The sequence below is a fragment of the Frateuria flava genome (genome assembly GCF_017837635.1).
In the GTDB taxonomy this organism is placed as follows: Bacteria; Pseudomonadota; Gammaproteobacteria; order Xanthomonadales; family Rhodanobacteraceae; genus Frateuria_A; species Frateuria_A flava.
This window is the reverse complement of record NZ_JAGJRS010000004.1, coordinates 16075-33610: the sequence shown is the minus strand read 5'-3', so window position 1 is coordinate 33610 and position 17536 is coordinate 16075. Positions and strand designations below refer to the sequence as shown.

At 70.3% G+C, this 17536-nt stretch carries 17 protein-coding genes and 1 riboswitch; of the genes, 9 read left to right on the top strand and 8 right to left on the bottom strand.

The genetic code is table 11. From position 1 onward, the window contains the following. Positions 1-21: 21 nt before the first annotated feature. Positions 22-1395: a bifunctional UDP-N-acetylglucosamine diphosphorylase/glucosamine-1-phosphate N-acetyltransferase GlmU gene (gene glmU / locus J7I44_RS01930; RefSeq protein WP_209614944.1), complete on the top strand. Its 1374-nt coding sequence runs from the start codon at positions 22-24 to the stop codon at positions 1393-1395. An 85-nt stretch (positions 1396-1480) separates the two neighbouring features. Here glmU and J7I44_RS01925 read toward each other — a convergent pair whose 3' ends face one another. Further along, positions 1481-2473, bottom strand: coding sequence for a chorismate transformation FkbO/Hyg5 family protein (locus tag J7I44_RS01925; protein WP_209614943.1), 993 nt, complete (start codon positions 2471-2473; stop codon positions 1481-1483). A gap of 90 nt (positions 2474-2563) precedes the next feature. Here J7I44_RS01925 and J7I44_RS01920 point away from each other — a divergent pair, with 90 nt between their 5' ends. From J7I44_RS01920 to fabG, 8 genes are all read left to right on the top strand, one after another. Then, a complete protein-coding gene (locus J7I44_RS01920; RefSeq protein WP_209614942.1) occupies positions 2564-2833 on the top strand; it encodes a phosphopantetheine-binding protein in 270 nt (89 codons plus the stop codon). Positions 2834-2918: 85 nt separating this feature from the next. Beyond that, entirely contained in the window at positions 2919-3623 is a 705-nt protein-coding gene (locus J7I44_RS01915) for a COG4648 family protein (protein ID WP_209614941.1), read from the top strand. Continuing rightward, the gene (locus J7I44_RS01910) at positions 3620-3925 is read left to right on the top strand and encodes an ApeI family dehydratase (protein WP_209614940.1); all 306 of its coding nucleotides are present in this window, start codon (positions 3620-3622) and stop codon (positions 3923-3925) included. The genes J7I44_RS01915 and J7I44_RS01910 overlap by 4 nt, the downstream gene beginning before the upstream one ends. Beyond that, positions 3922-4875 carry a lysophospholipid acyltransferase family protein gene (locus J7I44_RS01905; RefSeq protein WP_209614939.1) on the top strand — a complete coding sequence of 318 codons (954 nt, stop codon included), beginning with the start codon at positions 3922-3924 and terminating at the stop codon, positions 4873-4875. Before J7I44_RS01910 ends, J7I44_RS01905 begins: the two co-directional genes overlap by 4 nt. Continuing rightward, positions 4799-5437, top strand: a complete 639-nt coding sequence (locus J7I44_RS01900) for a LolA-related protein (RefSeq protein WP_209614938.1) — start codon at positions 4799-4801, stop codon at positions 5435-5437. The genes J7I44_RS01905 and J7I44_RS01900 overlap by 77 nt, the downstream gene beginning before the upstream one ends. 1 nt (position 5438) lies before the next feature. After that, positions 5439-7772 carry an MMPL family transporter gene (locus J7I44_RS01895; protein WP_209614935.1) on the top strand — a complete coding sequence of 778 codons (2334 nt, stop codon included), beginning with the start codon at positions 5439-5441 and terminating at the stop codon, positions 7770-7772. Beyond that, positions 7756-8196, top strand: coding sequence for a hotdog family protein (locus J7I44_RS01890; RefSeq protein ID WP_209614933.1), 441 nt, complete (start codon positions 7756-7758; stop codon positions 8194-8196). The genes J7I44_RS01895 and J7I44_RS01890 overlap by 17 nt, the downstream gene beginning before the upstream one ends. Beyond that, positions 8193-8930: a 3-oxoacyl-ACP reductase FabG gene (gene fabG, locus J7I44_RS01885; RefSeq protein ID WP_209614931.1), complete on the top strand. Its 738-nt coding sequence runs from the start codon at positions 8193-8195 to the stop codon at positions 8928-8930. The genes J7I44_RS01890 and fabG overlap by 4 nt, the downstream gene beginning before the upstream one ends. A 233-nt stretch (positions 8931-9163) precedes the next feature. Here the strand turns inward: fabG and J7I44_RS01880 are convergent, their stop codons facing one another. The 7 genes from J7I44_RS01880 to J7I44_RS01850 form a co-directional block, all read right to left on the bottom strand. Then, the gene (locus J7I44_RS01880; RefSeq protein ID WP_209614930.1) at positions 9164-11080 is read right to left on the bottom strand and encodes a M56 family metallopeptidase; all 1917 of its coding nucleotides are present in this window, start codon (positions 11078-11080) and stop codon (positions 9164-9166) included. Between the two features lie 3 nt (positions 11081-11083). Continuing rightward, entirely contained in the window at positions 11084-11470 is a 387-nt protein-coding gene (locus J7I44_RS01875; RefSeq protein WP_209614928.1) for a BlaI/MecI/CopY family transcriptional regulator, read from the bottom strand. 307 nt (positions 11471-11777) lie between these two features. Then, positions 11778-12227 (bottom strand): nuclear transport factor 2 family protein, encoded by a 450-nt coding sequence (locus J7I44_RS01870; protein WP_209614926.1) that lies wholly within the window; start codon positions 12225-12227, stop codon positions 11778-11780. A 30-nt stretch (positions 12228-12257) separates the two neighbouring features. Then, positions 12258-13118, bottom strand: coding sequence for a helix-turn-helix transcriptional regulator (locus J7I44_RS01865; protein ID WP_209614924.1), 861 nt, complete (start codon positions 13116-13118; stop codon positions 12258-12260). Positions 13119-13149: 31 nt separating this feature from the next. Then, complete coding sequence (locus J7I44_RS01860) at positions 13150-14157, bottom strand: ribonucleotide-diphosphate reductase subunit beta (RefSeq protein ID WP_209614922.1); 1008 nt, start codon at positions 14155-14157, stop codon at positions 13150-13152. 114 nt (positions 14158-14271) lie between these two features. Continuing rightward, complete coding sequence (locus J7I44_RS01855) at positions 14272-14496, bottom strand: hypothetical protein (protein ID WP_209614920.1); 225 nt, start codon at positions 14494-14496, stop codon at positions 14272-14274. A 13-nt stretch (positions 14497-14509) separates the two neighbouring features. After that, positions 14510-16927, bottom strand: a complete 2418-nt coding sequence (locus J7I44_RS01850; RefSeq protein WP_209614918.1) for a ribonucleoside-diphosphate reductase subunit alpha — start codon at positions 16925-16927, stop codon at positions 14510-14512. 244 nt (positions 16928-17171) lie between these two features. After that, positions 17172-17387, bottom strand: a riboswitch (cobalamin riboswitch). Positions 17388-17536 lie beyond the last annotated feature (149 nt).

Here is a 17536-nt window from a genome sequence, read left to right as displayed (position 1 = left end):
AAAGCTCACCACGGTACCCGCATGCCCGCTTCGCCCCTGCACGTCGTGATCCTTGCCGCCGGCGAGGGCAAGCGCATGAAATCCCGCAAGCCGAAGGTGCTCATGCCGCTGGCCGGCCGCCCGCTGCTGGCGCATGTGCTGGACACCGCCCGAGCGCTGTCCCCAAGCTCCATCCACGTCGTGTACGGCCATGCCGGCGAGCAGGTACGCACCGCCTTCGCCGCCGTGCCGGACGTCGAGTGGGTCGAACAAGCCGAGCGTCTGGGTACCGGTCACGCCGTGGCGCAGGCGCTCGCGCACATCCCCGATGGCGCGCGTGTGCTGGTGCTCTACGGCGACGTGCCGCTGCTGCGCGCCGATACGCTGGCGCCACTGGTGGCTGCCGATCGCCTTGCGTTGCTGGCCACCGTACTGGAGAACCCTTACGGCTATGGCCGCGTGCAACGCGATGCCGAGGGACGCGTCGCCGCGGTGGTGGAAGAAAAGGATGCCGACGCCGCGCAGCGCGCCATCCGCCTGGTCAATACCGGCATCCTCGCCGGCGAGGCCGCCGCGTTGCGCCGCTGGATCGGCCGGCTGGAGCGCAACAACGCGCAGGGCGAGTACTACCTCACCGACGTTTTTGCGATGGCCGCCAGCGAAGGCCTCTCCGCCGATTGCATCGAATGCGCCGACCCGGTCGAGGCCGCCGGCGCCAACAACCCGTTGCAGCTGACTGAGCTGGAAGACCACCATCGCCGCCGTGCAACCCGCGAACTACTCGTGGCGGGCGTGCGCATGGCCGATCCGGCGCGACTGGACGTGCGCGGCCAGGTGCAGGCCGGCATGGACGTGGAGCTGGACATCGATGTGGTGCTGGAAGGTCAGGTGATGCTGGGCGACGACGTCCGCGTGGGCCCGTTCGTGCGCCTGAAGGACGTGCGGCTGGCTGCCGGCACCGTGGTGCTGGGGCACTGCGACCTCGAAGGCGTCATCACCCACGGCCCATCCACCATCGGTCCGTTCGCGCGTCTGCGCCCGGGCACCGAGCTCGCCGCCGGCGTGCACATCGGCAACTTCGTCGAAACCAAGCAGGCCCATCTGGGTGAGGGCAGCAAGGCCAACCACCTCACTTACCTGGGCGACGCGCGCATCGGCGCGGGCGTCAATGTCGGCGCCGGCACCATTACCTGCAACTACGACGGGGCCAACAAGCACCTGACGCGCATCGAAGATCGCGCCTTCATCGGTTCCAATAGCGCGCTGGTCGCGCCGGTGACGATCGGCGCCAACGCCACGATCGGCGCCGGTTCCGTGATCACCAGGGACGCGCCCGAGGGCGAGCTGACACTCGGGCGTGCGCGCCAGCAGACCATCACCGGCTACAAGCGCCCCATCAAGACACCCAAACGGTAGGAGCGCAACCGTGCGCGACTGCCATGCATGAGCGTGCCGCGCCGTCGCGCACGGGTGCGCTCCAGGGCGGTACCAGGGATGTCCGTCAGGCGTAACGCCAGCCGTCGATCTCCACCAGCAACTCGCTGCGGCAGATGTCGCCATGCAACAGCAGCACCGGCACGCCGGGCAGGCGGTGGGCGATGAACTCGCGCACCTGCGCAGCATCGGCCGGATGGCGCACGTAGGCTTTCAGCGGGGACTGCGTATCGAAGCCTGGCGCCAGCCGCCCGCGCGCCAGCAGCGCCTCCAGATTGGTGAAGGTTTCCTCCAGCTGCGCCTGCAGATCGTCCTGATGCGCCGAGGCGTGGCCGACCACGGCCGCGGTGCCGGAGATCGCCAGCGCGTCCTGCGCCGGCAGCAGCATCGCTCGGGCGAAACTCGGCGGCGTGCGGCCGTACTGGCGCGGATAGCACCAGGCGCTGACCTGGCGCGGGTTCTCGATCCGCTCGCCCGGCTGGTCGCAGGCGAGCAGGTAGACCTGCAGGCGGCTGGCCGGGCCGTGGTGGCCGATCGCCGTGGCCGCCGGGAAACCCTCGGCGAAGAAATCGCCCATGCCGATGGCGCGACCCTCGCAGAACAACTTGTAGCGTTCCGCGTCGCCTTCACCCTGGTTGATCGCTTGCAGGTAGTTCCAGATGCGCAGCACGTGTCTTTCGGGTCGGCTTTCGACCAGCCGGCGCAAGGCTTCATAGGCATGCGTGGCTGCCGGAGAGGGGCCACCGTGGTCGGCCTCGCTCAGGTCCACTGCGGCGAACAGCCAGCCGCCGCCAGCGGCCCAGCGCAGGTCGCCGTCACGGCCGTGGACCACGTCGGCGTCCACCTGCCACAGCTCCAGCGACGCGGGCGCATCGAAGCTTTCCAGCGCCACACGGAACCAGCGCGGATCCTCTTCCGACCGAGTGCCGCTGCCGAAACCGAACACCGCCAGCGTGCCGTACTCGGCCAGTGCGGTCGCCACGTCACCACTGCGGTAGGCGACCCGCGGCGCGCGGCGCGGCAGCGGCTCGGCCAGTGCGTTTTCACAACCGTGCATCATGCCTTGCAAACCAGGAGCAACAAGGCCGCTATGTTACACTCCGCGCCTGTTGCCGCCGGGGGGAGGCACGCATGGGGTACGGAAAAAAGCATGGCAGAACAGACTGCGGCCCAGCACGAGCTGGCCACCTTGATCGTCCACAGCCTGAACCTGGAATCGGTCGCGCCCGAGCAGATCGACCCGGACGCGCCGCTGTTCGGCGGCGACCTGGGCCTGGACTCGATCGACGCGCTGGAAATCGCGCTGGCGGTGTCCAAGCGCTACGGCTTCCAGCTGCGCTCGGACAACCCGGACAACAAGCGCATCTTCACCAGCCTGGCTACGCTCTCGGCGCACGTCGAGCAGCATCGCGCCGCCTGAGCCGGCGCGTCGGCGTCCTCGTGACGCCTCCGCTCACCCGTCGCGCGGATCATCGTTCTTTCCCACTCTGATGCACGCGCACGTCATGTCCAATCCCCGGCGTCCCGGTGGGCGCCCGCTGCCGCTGTTGCTCGCCTATCCGCTGCTGGCCCTTGCCGGTACGTTGCTGCACCGGCAGTTCCTGTCGCTGGCGGCGCTGTCGTTGCTGCTGGGGCTGCTATGGTGGCCAGCGCTGCGCGATCGCCGCCGGGGCGCCTGGCTGCTGTGGCTGGGGCTGTCGGGCGTGATGGCGTGGCTTGCCGCACGCGGCCTGGCCGCGCTGCTGCTCGACGCGGTGCCGGTACTGTTCAACTTGCTGCTGGCCTGGGTGTTCGGGCGGACCCTGCGGGCTGGCCAGCAGCCGCTGGTGGCGCAGTTCATCGAGGCGATCGAAGGGCCGCCGCGGTTGCTCATGCCAGGCATTGCCCGGTACGCACGCCGGCTCACCGCCTTCTGGAGCGTTCTGCTGACCGCCCAGGCGTTGCTGCTGGGCGTGCTGCTGTCCTGTCAGGTGCCCGGCGGCCTGCTCGAACGCGTGGGCGTGACTCCGCCATGGTCGCTGCCGCAGGCATGGGTGCAGGGCTACGTGCACCTGGGCGCCTACCTGCTGATGGCGGTGATATTCGCCCTGGAGTATGCGTTCCGTCGCTGGCACCTGCGGCACTTGCCGCACCTGAGCCTGCATGATTTGTTGCACCGGCTGGCGCTACGCTGGCCCCAGCTGATCCGCGGCAGGAACCGCGCGCCATGAGCACCGAGAGCTACCACGCCACCTTCTCCTTCACCGCCGGCCACCCGAGCCTGCCCGGCCATTTCCCCGGACGACCGCTGGTCGCCGGGGTGCTGCTGCTGGAGCAGGTCGCCGAAGCCCTCCGCGCCTGGCGCGGCCAGCGGCTGGCCTGCGTGCGCGAGGCCAAGTTCGTCGCACCGCTGACGCCGGAACAGACCGCCGAGCTGCAATTGACGCCGGCCGGCGCGCAGGTACGCTTCGAATTGCGCCGCGATGGTCACCTGCTGGCCCGCGGCCTGGTCGAGGGGGCGGCGGACGCATGACCCATCACTGGCAAAGCCGGCCCGAAGGCGGCGGACGCTTCGCGCTGTGGCTGATCCGCAACATCGCGTTGTACGGCGGGCGGCGGTTCGGGCGGCTCTTCCTGTACCCGATCACGCTTTACTTCTTCCTGCGCCGCGGTCCCGAGCGCGCCGCCTCGCGCGCGTATCTCTCCCGCGTGTTCGGACGACGCGCATCGGCCTGGCAGGTGATGCGGCACATCCACTGCTTCGCCGCCACGATCATGGACCGGATCTTCCTGCTCGCCCACGGCGAGACGCCTTTCGAGATCGAGACGGTCGGACTGGAGCTGCTCGACGAGCGCCTGGCGCAGGGGCGCGGCGTGCTGCTGTTCGGTTCCCACCAAGGCAGCTTCGAAGCCTTGCGGGCGATCGGCGCGCGGCGCCCGCAGATGCCGCTGCGCGTGCTGCTGGACAAGCAGAAGACCCCGGCCATGACCGAACTGCTCGAAGCGCTGGCGCCGGAAGTGGGCGCCTGCGTGATCGATGCCTCGCAGGACGGTACCTCGATCACCCTGGCCATCGCCGAGGCCTGCCAGCAGGGCGCGCTGGTTGCGCTGCTGGCCGATCGCGGGCGCAGCCACGAGGCGTTGCGGCACGCGCCGTTCCTCGGCCAGAGCGCACCGTTCCCGGTCGGCCCCTGGCTCCTGGCCCATTCGCTGAAGGTGCCGGTGGTGCTGTGCTTCGGGCTCTACCTGGGCGGCCGGCGCTACCGCCTGGTGTTCGAACCGCTGGCCGAGCAGGTGGACATTCCGCGCCACGCCCGCGGTCCGGCACTGGACGCGCTCATCGCACGTTATGCCCAGCGGCTGGAGCATTACGTGCACGTGGCCCCCTACAACTGGTTCAACTTCTATGACTTCTGGCAGCAAGATCGGCGCGGCGCTGTGCCTTCTGACCCTGGCCTGCTCGGCGAACGCCTCGGCACCTGATGCCACCGACGTGCTGATCGGGCAGCTGGGCCGCCCCGCCCCGGCGCGCACCGCGTTTGCCGAAGCACGCTTCATGCAGGTGCTGGACCGGCCGCTGGTGGTCTCCGGCGAGCTGGCCTGGCTGGGCGGCGACACGCTGGTGCGCCACGTCACCAGGCCGCACGAGGAAACCGCGCGCATCGCCGACGGCAAGGTCACGCAGCAGCGCGAGGGCAAGGGCGAGCGCAGCTTCTCGCTGGAGCGCGCACCGCAGCTGAAGGTGCTGGTGGACAGTTTCGTGGCGCTACTCGGCGGCGACCCGCGTCGCCTGCGCCAGGCGTTTGCGATCGCCCGTCGCGGCGACGCCACGGGCGCCTGGACGCTGACCCTCACCCCACGAGAGCTGGAGGTCGCGCGCACGGTGGCCACCATCCGCATCGACGGCCAGGGCAAGGAGGCGCGCTGCATGTGGATGCAGGAAGCCGATGGCGACGTCGCCATCGACCTGCTCGGCAGCCTGGCCGCGAAGATGCCGGCCGAGCCGACCCGCGAGTCGCTCGCCGCCCTCTGCAAGGGCGCCTGACGTGCCGCTGCGCGCGCGCGTCGCGCTGCTGGCCGGATGGCTGCTCGTCCTCGCCCTGCTCGGGCTGTGGGTGACGAAACACCTGCAGGTCGGTTCCGACCTGCGCAGCTTCATGCCCGCGCCGACCACGCCCGACCAGCGCCTGCTGATGGAGCAGGTGGGCGAGGGCCCCGGCTCGCGCCTGCTGCTGCTGGCGATCAGCGGCAGGGACGAGGCCACGCTGGCGAAGCTGAGCCAGGCGCTCGCCGGCAAGCTCAAGGCCGATCCGCGTTACGCGCAGGTGCTCAACGGAAGCTTCGATCTCACCGCGCTCGATCCGAAGCTGCTGCCCTACCGCTACCTGCTCTCGCCCACGCTGGACTCGCATGCACTCGATGCGACCTTCCTCGCCGATGAGCTGCAACAGCGCCTGGAGGATCTCGGGTCGCCCGCGGCCAGCCTGTTCAAGGGCCTGCTGCCGCGTGATCCCACGCTGGAGGTGCTCAAGCTCGCGCAGCGCTGGGCGCCGGCACGTTCGCCGCAGATCCGCGACGGCGTGTGGTTCTCGCCCCAGGGCGAGGCCTTGCTGCTGGTGCAGACCCTTGCACCCGGCTTCGACCCAGACGCGCAGCAGGAGGCCATCGCCGGCATCGAACAGACGCTGCATGCGTTGCCCGGCGGCCGCGACGCGGAGCTCGTGGTCTCCGGACCCGGCTACTTCAGCGTGGTCGCCAGCACGCAGACCCGCGAGCAGGCTGACTGGATCGGGCGGATCTCGACCATCGGCTTCATCGCCCTGCTGCTGCTGGCCTACCGCAGCATCGGTTCGCTGCTGCTGGCCGCACTGCCGGTGGCCAGCGGCGCGCTGGCCGGCATCGCCGCGCTCACGGTTATCTACCCGCAGGTGCACGGCATCACGCTGGCGTTCGGCTTCACCTTGCTGGGCGTGGCGCAGGAGTACCCGATCCGCGTGCTCAGCCACCGCCGCGCCGGCGAGGACGCAGTGGCCAGCGTGCGTGACCTGTGGCCGTTGCTGCTCACCGCGATCGCCTCGGCGTGCATCGCTTACCTCGCCTTCTATGCATCGGGCGTCAACGGCCTGAAGCAGCTGGCGGTATTCACCATCGTCGGCCTGCTCGCCGCCGGCTTCAGCACACGCTACCTGCTGCCCTACCTGTTGCCGGTGCGCGTGCGCGACGTCGCCGCGCTGCCCTGGCTCAAGCGCCTGCGCACGGCGGTGGATGCGCTGCCGCGGCCGCGCTGGGTTCCCTGGGCGGTGGCGGTGCTGATCGTCGCGCTGCTCGCGCTGGGGCGGGGGCCGTTCTGGCAGAACGACCTGGCCGCGCTCACCCCGTTGCCGACCGACCTGCTGCTGCGCGACGCCCGCCTGCGCGAAGCGTTGGGCGCACCGGACGTGCGCTATCTGCTGGTGCTGGAGGCGGCGACGCCCGAGGCCGTGCTCGCGCTGTCCGAGAAACTCGAGCCGAAGGTCGATGCACTGGTCGCGGGCAAGGCGGTCGATGCGATCGAGCTGCCCTCGCGCTACCTGCCCAGCGCAGCGACCCAGCGCGCGCGCCAGCAGAAGCTGCCGGACCGCGCGACGCTCGAACAGGCGCTCGCGCAGGCCACCGACGGGCTGCCGTTCCGGCGCGACCTGTTCGCCCCGTTCGTGGCCGACGTGGAAACCGCGCGCAGCCTGCCACCGCTCACGCCGCAGGCGTTCGCGGCCAGTCCGCTGGGCCAGCGACTGGCCGCGATGCTGGTCGAGCGCGACGGCCACTGGGTTGGCCTGGGCACGGTCAGCGGCGTGCACGACGCCGCCGCGCTGGCGACGCTGGCGCAAGGCAGCGGCGGCACCGTGCGCGTGCTCGACCTCAAGGGTGCCGCCGAATCGCTGGTGATCGCCTACCGCACGCGCATCCTGCAGGCCCTGCTCGTCGCGACCCTTCTGCTGGTGCTGACCATCAGCCTGGCCCTGCGCAGCCTTCGCCGCGCCTGGCACGTGCTCGCGCCGATGACCCTGGCCACGTTCCTGGTGCTGGCGGTCGAGCGCGTCGCCGGGGTGCAGGTGTCGCTGTTCCACCTGGTCGCGTTGATCCTGGCCGGCGGACTGGGATTGCACTACGCGCTGTTCTTCGAACGCGACACCGGGGATGCGGCCGAGCAGCGGCGCACGCTGCATGCCACGCTGGTGTGCGTGCTGTCCGCGCTGCTGGTATTCGGCATGCTGGCCTGGGCCACCATCCCGGTGCTGCGCGCGATCGGCCTCACTGTGAGCCTGGGCGTGGCCTTCCACTTCTGTCTTTCGATCCTGATGGCGCCGCACGCGCAGGCCGGACATGCTGCCGAAGAATGACTGGGCGCACCTGATCCCGCACGCCGGCAGCATGTGCCTGCTCGATACGGTGCTCGACTGGGACGCGGACACCATCCACGCCACCAGCGACGGCCATACCCTGGCGGACCACCCGTTGCGCGGCACGGACGGCCTGCACGCGGTGCACCTGGCCGAATACGGCGCGCAGGCGATGGCCGTGCACGGCGCCTTGCGCGCGCGGGCGCAAGGTGTCGAAACCGCACGCCCGGGCATGCTGGTGAGCCTGCGCGAGGTGCGGCTGGCAGTCGAACACGTTCCCGCGGATGGACGCCTGGACGTCCATGCGCAGTGTCTCTACGCCGACGATGCCGGCGCGCAGTACGCCTTCCGTGTCGAGCACGGCGGCCGGCTGCTGGCCAGCGGCCGCGCCGCAGTCATCCATCCCGAAGGACCGATGTCATGAGTACGAACCCCGTGAACCGACGCGCCCTGGTCACCGGCGGAAGCGGTGACCTCGGTGGGGCGATCTGTCGCGCGCTGGCGACCGCCGGCTATCAGGTGATCGTGCACGCCAACACCTCGCCTGCGCGGGCCGAAGCGGTGGCGGCGGCGATCCGCGGGGAGGGCGGGCAGGCCAGCGCGATCGCCTTCGACGTGACCGATGGCGCCGCCACCCAAGCCGCGCTCCAAACCCTTCTGGCCGACGGTCCGGTCCATGCCGTGGTCAGCAACGCCGGCGTGCACGACGATGCACCGATGGCGGGAATGCGCCCCGACCAGTGGCAGCGGGTCATCGACATCTCGCTCAACGGCTTCTTCCATGTCGTGCAGCCACTGCTGCTGCCGATGGCGCGCGCGCGTTTCGGCCGCGTGGTCGCGGTCGGTTCGGTCGCCGGACAGGTCGGCAACCGCGGCCAGGCCAACTACGCCGCAGCCAAGGCCGGCCTGCACGGCGCGGTGAAGTCGCTGGCGCGCGAGATGGCCTCGCGCGGCATCACCGCGAACGTGGTGGCGCCTGGCGTGATCGAAGGGCGGATGATCGGCGAGACCTTTCCGCCCGAGCGCATCCGCGAGATGGTGCCGACGCAGCGCGCCGGCAGGCCGGAGGAAGTCGCCGCGCTGGTGGCATTCCTTTGCTCGGACGCGGCCGGCTACGTCAATGGCCAGGTGATCGGCGTCAACGGCGGCATGGCCTGACGCGACGCCGGCCATGCTCCCGAGCTCCTTGTCGCTTAACGCCAGGGCTCGGGCCACCGAGCCTTGCCCGGCGAACGCGAGGCAAGGCGGCGACAGGCGGATGCGGGCGCTACGGATCGGGATCCCGAGGGGCGTGTTTCGCCAAGCCTCCCGGTCCGCCCCTCAGGCGCCTTCCCCGGCCAGCGAGGGAACGGTCCGATAAGCGCTCCCGCCCGTCCTGCAACGCGACGGAACTAGCCGTCCCGGCCGAGGGCCGGTTGTGCCTTGCCCGTGTGGATGGCGTCCTGCAATAGCCGCTCCATCTGCTGCTCGGCCTTGTGGGTAACGTCCTGCTGGCGTTGTGCAAGCTTCTGCTGCTGCGCTTCGAACGCCGCCTGCTGCGATTCCAGTTCGCGCTGTCTTGCGGCGATGTCGTTTCGCGCGGCGGCGTGCCGCTGCTCGAGCCGGGCCTGTCGCTGCTCGAGCGCCCGCTGGCGTGCCTCGTGGGCACGGGCGACCTCGTCCGAGCCCGCGCCGACGTCCACTGCCTCGGCCGCGAGTTCGGCGGCCTGGCCGGCAAGCTCCGCCTGTTGGCGGGCAAAGCCTGCCTCACGCTCGGCCAGTCCGGCCTGCTGGCCGGCCAGGCGTCCCTGCTCGCCGGCCAGCCTGCCCTGCTCGCTGGCCATGTCGGTTACGGGCGCGTAGATCGCCTTGGCCTGTGCGACCACGGCCGGGTCGTGCACGACATACGCCTTGTCTTCATGCCGGAACCAGACCAGCGGGTCGCCGCCCCGATGCATCCGTTGCGCGGCGGACACGTCGGCCCGGGTGCCGCTGATGATCGTGGTGTCGCCGTCGAAGATCGCCAGTCCGCTGCGTGCGTTCGCGTCCGTGTCGACATGCACCTGGCTGCCGAAGCTGGCCAGACCCGGCGGCGGCGGGGGCGGAGGCGAGGGTGGCGCCGGCGGAGCCGGAGGCATCGGCGGCAATGCGGGAGGGGCCGGCGGTGGCGGCGGCGGGTTGCGGACATGCGCCGCCCGGGTGCTCGGCGTCGGGTGCGCGGTGGGTGACGCGGACGCCGCGGGCGCCGGCCGTGCGGCAGGCAGCGGGGTCGCAACCGGAGCCGGGGCCGGGGCCGGGCTGGCCGGTGCCTTGGTACTGCCGGCGGTGACGCGGTAGGGCACCACGCCGGCCACCGCGATCGCAACAAGCAGGATCCAGCCGCGGCTGCGGCGGGATGTGGCCTCGGTATGCTGCAACATGGTCAGTCGCCTCTTGAGGTTGTGGAACGTGGGGGACGCACCGGCCAGGCCGGAGGGGAGCGGTGTGGCCACACCCAGCCGCAGCAGCAGCCGGCCGTAGGCCTGCGGGGCGCCGCCGGTCGCGGCCAGCGCCTGGGCGTCGCAGGCGGCCTCGCGACTGAGCGCGTACTCGCGCATCGCCCAGGCCACCAGCGGATGGAAGAAGAACAACCGCTGCGCCAGCGCGGGGACCCAGCCAAGCCACAGGTCGCCGCGGCGCAGGTGCGCCAGTTCGTGCGCGATGGCCATCGCCGTCTCCTCGTCGGAGAGGCGTGCGTAGGCCGGGAACAACACCAGCGGTCGCCAGGCGCCGAGCACCTGCGGCGAGCCGATGCCCGGCGAGAGCGCAAGCTGCGGCACGCGACGCAGGCCCAACCGCCCGGCCAGCGCCTGGCAGGCGCCCTGCCAGGCCGGTGGCGCCGGCTCGGCCCCGATGCGGGCCCGTGCGACACGCCAGTGCTGGCGCAGGACCAGCGCGACCTGCAGTGCCACGCCGCCGAGCCAGGCGGCAAGCAGGAGCGCAACCCACGGGAACGGCGCTCTCTGCGCGGGCAGGTCCAGGTGGGGAACCGACGGCACCGGCGTGGTGTGGGTCGCCATCGGCAGCATCACGACCGGGAGCGCGCGCGTGACCGCGACCGGCGCTTCCTGCGGTGCCGGCAGCCACTGCAACTGCAGCGGCGAGTGCCAGGCCAGGCCCAGCAGCAGCTGCGCGCCGACCAGCCACCAGAGCATGCAGCGCACCGCGGCCGGCAGCCGCGGGAGCAGGCGGCAGGCCAGGGCGACCGCGCCGATCAGCAGGCACGCCTGTGCCGAGGTCCACAACAGGCGGGCCAGGAGCCCGTCGAGCAAGCTGGCTGAGAGCGACATGGTTCAGGGCTCCTTGCGCCGCGATTGCAACTGCGCCACCAGCGCCTCCAGCTCGGCCAGCTCGCTGTCGCTGACCTCGGCGCGTTCGGACAGGTAGGCGACAAACGGCGACACCGAGCCGCTCAAGGTCCTTTCCACGAAACTGCCGACCGCGTGGCGCATGGCCTCGCCGGGCGCGGTCGCCGGGCTGTAGCGGTAGACACCGCCGGCCTGGCGGCGCTTGAGGTAACCCTTGCCGCGCAGGCGCTCCATCATGGTCAGCACGGTCGAGCGGGCCAGCCCGCGCGCTTCGCCGAAGCCGGCGGCCACCTCGCCGACCGAGGCGGGGGCGTGCTCGGCCAGGTAATGGAGCAGCGCGAGTTCCTGGTCACCGATGGTGGGGCGGGGCATGGCGGCTATCCTGACTACAGTTGTAGTCAAGCTAGTCGTGACTACAGCTGTAGTCAATAGGCCGGTGGTCAGGCCTCCTGCGGAAGGGCATGCGAGGAGGCCGGGATCGCGGTGGAGTATGGCGGAGCCGCTTGGCTCCCTCTCCCCAGCGGGGAGGGGGCTGGGGTGAGGGGGCAAGGCTTGCCGGAACGCAGGAGCGGGCAAAGCCTCGCCATGCCTGATATGCCGGCCCATACCCGTCCCTCATCCGGAGCTCTCCCCTTCAGGGGAGCGGGCGGATCTGTGGCGAAGGAACGCCCTGGGAGACCTATGGCGCGGGGACGCGGGTCGCCCCGGTGAAGATCACCTGCCACCGTCCGTCGCGCTTGCGCCAGATGTCGGCGAAACGAAGGCGCACCTTGTAGGGCTTGCCGCCGCTGGTGCCCTCGAGCGTGACCACGCCGCCGAGCACGGCGCCTCCGGGCCAGTGGCGCACGACTTCGTCCTCCACCGTGAACGGCTTCATCGAGGTGCCCGGCGCGGTGTAGTCGTGGATGAAGGCGGCCTTGTCCTCGACCCGGCCGCGGCTGTTGAAGAGCACGTAGTCATCGGCAAGCAGCCGTGCGAGCGCCGCACCGTCCCCCTGCATCTGCGCCCGGTCGAACGCGGCCACCGCCTGGGCGAGCGCCGGCGGCAACATGGGGTGGGGAGCGGTGGCGCGCGCGTCGCGCATCTGTATCGCGGCGACGAGGGAAAACAGGATGGCGGCGGTCTTCATGGCGTATTCCCTGTGGGGACGCCGGCCAAGCTAGCGATCGCGCGACGGCGTCGCTATCAAATACCTGCTCGCGCGCGTGGCCGTGCGCAGCCGCAGCCGTGCCGCCGCGGGCGTCAGCCCGACGTGCCGCCGGAACGCGGCGCCGAAGTGGCTGTGGTGGCTGAAGCCGAGCTCGCATGCCAGCGCGGCCAGGTCGTCCGCACCGGCGGCAAGGCGTTCGAGCGCCAGCGCCAGGCGGATGCGCGTGCGGTAGTCCCCCAGGCTCAGGCCGAACGCGCGGCGGAACACGCGCGCCAGGTGGAAGGGCGAGCAGCCTACGCACGTGGCCAGCGTTGCAAGGTCGGCGCCGTCGGCAGGATCGGCGAGCAGCCGTTCCCTCGCGCGCATCGCCAGACGGCGCGCGCGCGGCAACAGTGAGCCCTCGCCCGGCGCCGCGCGATGCAGGATCGCGTGGCACAGCGAGGTGGCCGCCTCCTCCGCAGCCAGGCGATCGGCCTCGCGACGGGCCAGCGCGGCGTGCAGGGCACGATGACGGTACTGGTCGGCCGGGCTCATCACGCGCGCCGCATCGATCGTGCCGCGCAGGCGGCGGCCGAACAGCTCGTCCTCGTGCTCGGGCGCGACCTCGAAACAGCTGCAGGCATCGCCGCCCTCGAACGGGTGGGAGACGCGATAGCTGTCGCCGGCGCGGTAGAGCAGTGCGGTGGCCGGATCGCCCACGTAGGTCGCGCCACGCAGGTGGTAGCCGAAACCGCCGCGGCGCAGCAGTGCCAGATGCGTGCGCTCCTCGCCGCGCTCGCAACCGCAGCCGCCGCGCGGATGGCGGCATTCGATGCCGGTGATCCGCAGCAGCGGGCTGTCGAACAGTACGGTGACGTCGGCCAGGCTCATCGGTTCCTCGCGCAGGCAGGAGGCGAGCCTCTCAGAACGCCATGTCGAACGCCACCTCGCCCTGCACGCCGACCTGGTAGGCCGACACGCGCCGCTCGAAGAAGTTGGTGACTTCCTGCACGTCCTGCAGGTCCATGAAGTCGAATGGGTTGGTGGCGCCGTACTTCTTCGGCAGGCCGAGCTGGGCCAGGCGCTGGTCGGCGCAGTATTGGAGATACTGGCGCATGTCGTTCACCGACAGCCCGGCCACGCCGCCGGAAAGCACGTCCTGCGCGAACTGCGTCTCGCAGTCGATCGCTTCTTCCAGCATCTGCTCGACCTGCAGGCGCAGTTCGTCGTCAAACAGTTCCGGTTCTTCGGCGCGCACGATGCGCACCACTTCGAAGGCGAACGCCATGTGGCCCGACTCGTCGCGGAACACCCAGTTGGTGCCGGAGGCCAGACCGTGCAACAGGCCGCGCGAGCGCAGGTAGTAGACGTAGGCGAAGGCGGCGTAGAAGAACAGGCCCTCGATGCAGGCGGCAAAACAGATCAGGTTGAGCAGGAACTGCCGGCGCTGCTCGCGTGTCTCGATGCGGCGCAGGTGCTGGATCGAGTCGATCCACCTGAAACAGAAGTCGCCCTTGGCGGCGATCGACGGGATGCTCCCGATCGCCGCGAACGCCTTGTGCCGCTCGGCCGGGTCGGGGATGTAGGTGTCCAGCAGGGTCAGGTAGAACTGCACGTGCAGCGCCTCCTCGTAGAGCTGGCGCGAGAGGTACATGCGCGCCTCGGGCGCGTTGACGTGCTGGTAGAGGTTGAGCACCAGGTTGTTGGCCACGATGGTGTCGCCGGTGGCGAAGAAGGCGACCAGGCGCTGGATCAGGTGGCGCTCGGCGGGGTTCATCCTGCCGTCGAGGTCGGCGAGGTCGGGCGCGAAGTCGACTTCGTCCACGGTCCACGTGTTGCGGATGGCGGCGCGGTACATCTCGTAGAACGCGGGGTAGCGCATCGGACGCAGGGTGAGGGCGTAGCCGGGGTCGAGCAGTTGGCTGGTCATGGAGGTGCCTTGGGGTGCGACCGCCCGGGAGGCGGCGAGACTGCATGGCCGTCATTCCCGCAAAGCGGGAACGGCGCCGAGAAAGGGCGTGGGCTTTACCGCCCCGCGCGACCGTCAGAGCTTGCGCGCGTACGCCTCGTGCACGAACCTGCTGACGTAGGTCGCCAGGCCTTCGCCGGCCTGCGCCAGGGCCTGCATGTTGCGCACGTGTTCGGCGCCGGTGGCCGCGTCGGTGTACTCGTAGGTCGGGCCGCCGACGAAGCGGACGCGGATCCATCCCTCGCCCAGTTCGTAGGCGCTGACGCCGGAATGGCCGTCCAGGTTGCGGTAGCGATGCATGCGAGGGGCCGGTTCATTGGCAGGCCTCGCAATACTCGGGATTCTCCAGTGAACACAACACCGCTGCGCTTGCCTGGCTCTGGTCCGGCACGGCGGCCACGGTCGTCTTGGCGATCTTCGTGGCCGGTCGCGAGCGCAGGTAGTAGGTGGTCTTGATGCCCGACTTCCACGCGTACATGTACATCGAGGAAAGCTGCCCGATGTTCGGGTTCTCCATGAACAGGTTCAACGACTGGCTCTGGTCGATATACGCGCCGCGCGCGGCGGCCAGGTCGATCAGGGCCTTCTGCGGCAGCTCCCATACGGTGCGGTAGACCTGGCGCAGGCGTTCGGGAATCGCCGCGATGCCCTGGATCGAGCCGTCGGCCCGCTTGATCGCGTCGCGCACCTCGGTCGTCCACAGCCCCAGTGTCTTGAGCTCCTCGACCAGGTAGCGGTTGACCACGAGAAAATCGCCCGAGAGCGTCTCGCGCTTGAACAGGTTGGACACCTGCGGCTCGATGCATTCGTAGCAGCCGGCGATCGAGGCGATGGTGGCGGTCGGCGCGATGGCGATCAGCAGCGAATTGCGCAGGCCGCCGGCCCGGATGCGCTCGCGCAAGGCATCCCATCGCGCGGGATCGCTGACCGACGCCTGCGGCCAGTAATCGAACTGCAGCTCGCCGCGCGCGGCGCGCGTCTGCCCGAAGCCCGGGTGCGCGCCGGCCGCCCCGGCCAGCGCGCAGGACTCGTCCAGCGCGTGGAAGTAGATCTCTTCGGCGATGCGCGTGGACAGCGCCAGCGCCTCGGGCGCATCGAACGGCACCCGCAGCTGGAACAGCACGTCCTGCAGGCCCATCACGCCCAGGCCTACGGGTCGCCACTTCTGGTTGGCGCGCCGGGCCGTGGCGATCGGATAGAAGTTGAGGTCGATCACCCGGTCGAGCTGGCGCACCGCGGTGCGCACGGTGTCGGCGAGCTTGTCGAAGTCGAAGGCGCCCTCGCCGAGGTGGCGCGCCAGGTTGATCGAACCCAGGTTGCACACCGCCGTCTCGTCGGTGCCGGTGACCTCCAGGATTTCGGTGCACAGGTTGGACAGGTGGATCACGTTGTCCGGCTCGGCGGTCTGGTTGCCGGTGGCGTTGCAGCGGTCCTTGAAGGTCATCCAGCCGTTGCCGGTCTGCGCCAGCGTGCGCAGCATGCGCGCGTAAAGCTCGCGTGCCCTGACCGTCTTCACCGCCAGGACCGCCGCTTCCGCCTCGCGGTAGGCGCGTTCGAACGCCACGCCCCACAGGTCGACCAGCTGCGGCACCGCCTTCGGATCGAACAGCGACCAGTCGGCGTCGGCCTCGACCCGGCGCATGAACTCGTCGGGGATCCAGTTGGCCAGGTTGAGGTTGTGCGTGCGCCGCGCCTCGTCGCCGGTGTTGTCGCGCAGTTCGAGGAACTCCTCGACGTCGGCGTGCCAGGGCTCGACGTACACGCAGCACGCGCCCTTGCGCTTGCCGCCCTGGTTGACCGCGGCCACCGAGGCGTCGAGCGTCTTCAGCCACGGCACCAGCCCATTGGAATGGCCGTTGGTGCCGCGGATCAGCGAGCCGCGCGAGCGCACGCGGGTGAACGACAGGCCGATGCCGCCGGCGAATTTCGACAGCTTGGCGACGTCGGCGTACTTGTCGTAGATCGCCTCCAGCGAATCGGCCGGCGAGTCCAGCAGAAAACAGGACGAGAGTTGCTCGTGCGCAGTGCCGGCATTGAACAGCGTGGGCGAGCTGGGGATGTACTCGAGCGAGGAAAACAGGCGGTAGAGCTCCAGCGCCTCGCCTACGTCGTTGCCGCCCAGTGCGCAGGCGATGCGCATGAAGAAATGCTGCGGTGTCTCGACCGCCTTGCGCGTCTGCGGATGGCGCAGCAGGTAGCGGTCGTACACCGTGCGCAGGCCGAAGTACTCGAAGCGGCGCGTGGCCAGCGGGTCGATCGCATCGTTCAACTTGCGCGCGTGCGCGGCGACGAAATCGCGCAGCCGCGCATTGAGCAGGCCCAGCTCCGCGCCGCGCGCGATCGACTGCGAGAAGCTCTGGATCTCCTGCCCGCGCACTTCCTTGTCGATGAATGCGCCGAGCAGCCGCGCGGCGAGCTGGCCGTATTCGGGTTCCTCGGCGGTGAGCGCCGCGGCGGTGCGGATCGAGAGCTGGTCCAGCTCCGCGGTGCTGGCGCCGTCGTACAGGCCGCCGATGGTCTTCAGCGCCACGCGCAGCGGGTCGACCGCGTGCAGGCCATCGGCATTGCGCGTCACCGCGCGCACGATCTTGTTGACGTCCACGCTTTCGGTGGCGCCGCTGCGCTTGGTCACGCGCATCTGCGCGGGGCTGTGCGGCGGGGTCAGGGCAAAGCTGTCGTCCGCACGCGGTGCGGCCATGCCTTCGTGCGAAGGGGTGTCAAGGGTGTCCATGCGGAAGCTCCGGAAGGGAAGCCGCCGCGCCGGTACGGAGGAGAACGCACCAACGCGACGGTTCCGAAAACGTCAAACGCCTGCTCCCGCGCGCAGGGCCTGAGGGCTCGCTTCCGATGAACGGCACGCCCCACGCGGGCGCCAGAACGCCCGCATGCAACGCGCCTCCCCGCGGAAGCGGTCACCCGCGCCGGGTCGCGACAGGGTCGGGCGGGCGCGTCTCATGGAGCGCGACCGCCGGCCCATGGGGCCCGGCGTGTCGGCAGGTCTTCGGACTTGCGGACACCGGATCGTTCGATCCGTCCTACTTGCCCTCGCTTCCCAGGCGCGGCGGCCCAGTGCATGTGAGGACGTTCGTTTCCGCTTACCGCTGCGGGGCAGTTCCGGATTCGCACCGGATTCCCTTTTGAGCCCGACCGACAGTCGCGTCTGGACGGGCACCGACGGGCACAACATATCGGTGAGAATGACGTTGGTCAACCCACGATTTAGTGGTGCGAGGGTGAGGGCGCGTCTGCCGGCGACATGCCGGCGGCACCTCTTCGCAGGAGCCCGCTTGGGGGCGATGGGCTTGGTGCAGGAGACCGAAACCTAGCCCGCCACCGGACC

What these genes read in the sequence shown, in the direction of transcription:
- J7I44_RS01865 (WP_209614924.1), bottom strand. Translation starts at nt 13,118, where the DNA reads ATGAGCCTGGCCGACGTCACCGTACTGTTCGACAGCCCGCTGCTGCGG.
- J7I44_RS01905 (WP_209614939.1), top strand. Translation starts at nt 3,922, where the DNA reads ATGACCCATCACTGGCAAAGCCGGCCCGAAGGCGGCGGACGCTTCGCG.
- J7I44_RS01875 (WP_209614928.1), bottom strand. Translation starts at nt 11,470, where the DNA reads ATGCCCCGCCCCACCATCGGTGACCAGGAACTCGCGCTGCTCCATTAC.
- J7I44_RS01860 (WP_209614922.1), bottom strand. Translation starts at nt 14,157, where the DNA reads ATGACCAGCCAACTGCTCGACCCCGGCTACGCCCTCACCCTGCGTCCG.
- glmU (WP_209614944.1), top strand. Translation starts at nt 22, where the DNA reads ATGCCCGCTTCGCCCCTGCACGTCGTGATCCTTGCCGCCGGCGAGGGC.
- J7I44_RS01855 (WP_209614920.1), bottom strand. Translation starts at nt 14,496, where the DNA reads ATGCATCGCTACCGCAACCTGGACGGCCATTCCGGCGTCAGCGCCTAC.
- J7I44_RS01920 (WP_209614942.1), top strand. Translation starts at nt 2,564, where the DNA reads ATGGCAGAACAGACTGCGGCCCAGCACGAGCTGGCCACCTTGATCGTC.
- fabG (WP_209614931.1), top strand. Translation starts at nt 8,193, where the DNA reads ATGAGTACGAACCCCGTGAACCGACGCGCCCTGGTCACCGGCGGAAGC.
- J7I44_RS01910 (WP_209614940.1), top strand. Translation starts at nt 3,620, where the DNA reads ATGAGCACCGAGAGCTACCACGCCACCTTCTCCTTCACCGCCGGCCAC.
- J7I44_RS01915 (WP_209614941.1), top strand. Translation starts at nt 2,919, where the DNA reads ATGTCCAATCCCCGGCGTCCCGGTGGGCGCCCGCTGCCGCTGTTGCTC.
- J7I44_RS01900 (WP_209614938.1), top strand. Translation starts at nt 4,799, where the DNA reads ATGACTTCTGGCAGCAAGATCGGCGCGGCGCTGTGCCTTCTGACCCTG.
- J7I44_RS01925 (WP_209614943.1), bottom strand. Translation starts at nt 2,473, where the DNA reads ATGATGCACGGTTGTGAAAACGCACTGGCCGAGCCGCTGCCGCGCCGC.
- J7I44_RS01890 (WP_209614933.1), top strand. Translation starts at nt 7,756, where the DNA reads ATGCTGCCGAAGAATGACTGGGCGCACCTGATCCCGCACGCCGGCAGC.
- J7I44_RS01870 (WP_209614926.1), bottom strand. Translation starts at nt 12,227, where the DNA reads ATGAAGACCGCCGCCATCCTGTTTTCCCTCGTCGCCGCGATACAGATG.
- J7I44_RS01880 (WP_209614930.1), bottom strand. Translation starts at nt 11,080, where the DNA reads ATGTCGCTCTCAGCCAGCTTGCTCGACGGGCTCCTGGCCCGCCTGTTG.
- J7I44_RS01850 (WP_209614918.1), bottom strand. Translation starts at nt 16,927, where the DNA reads ATGGACACCCTTGACACCCCTTCGCACGAAGGCATGGCCGCACCGCGT.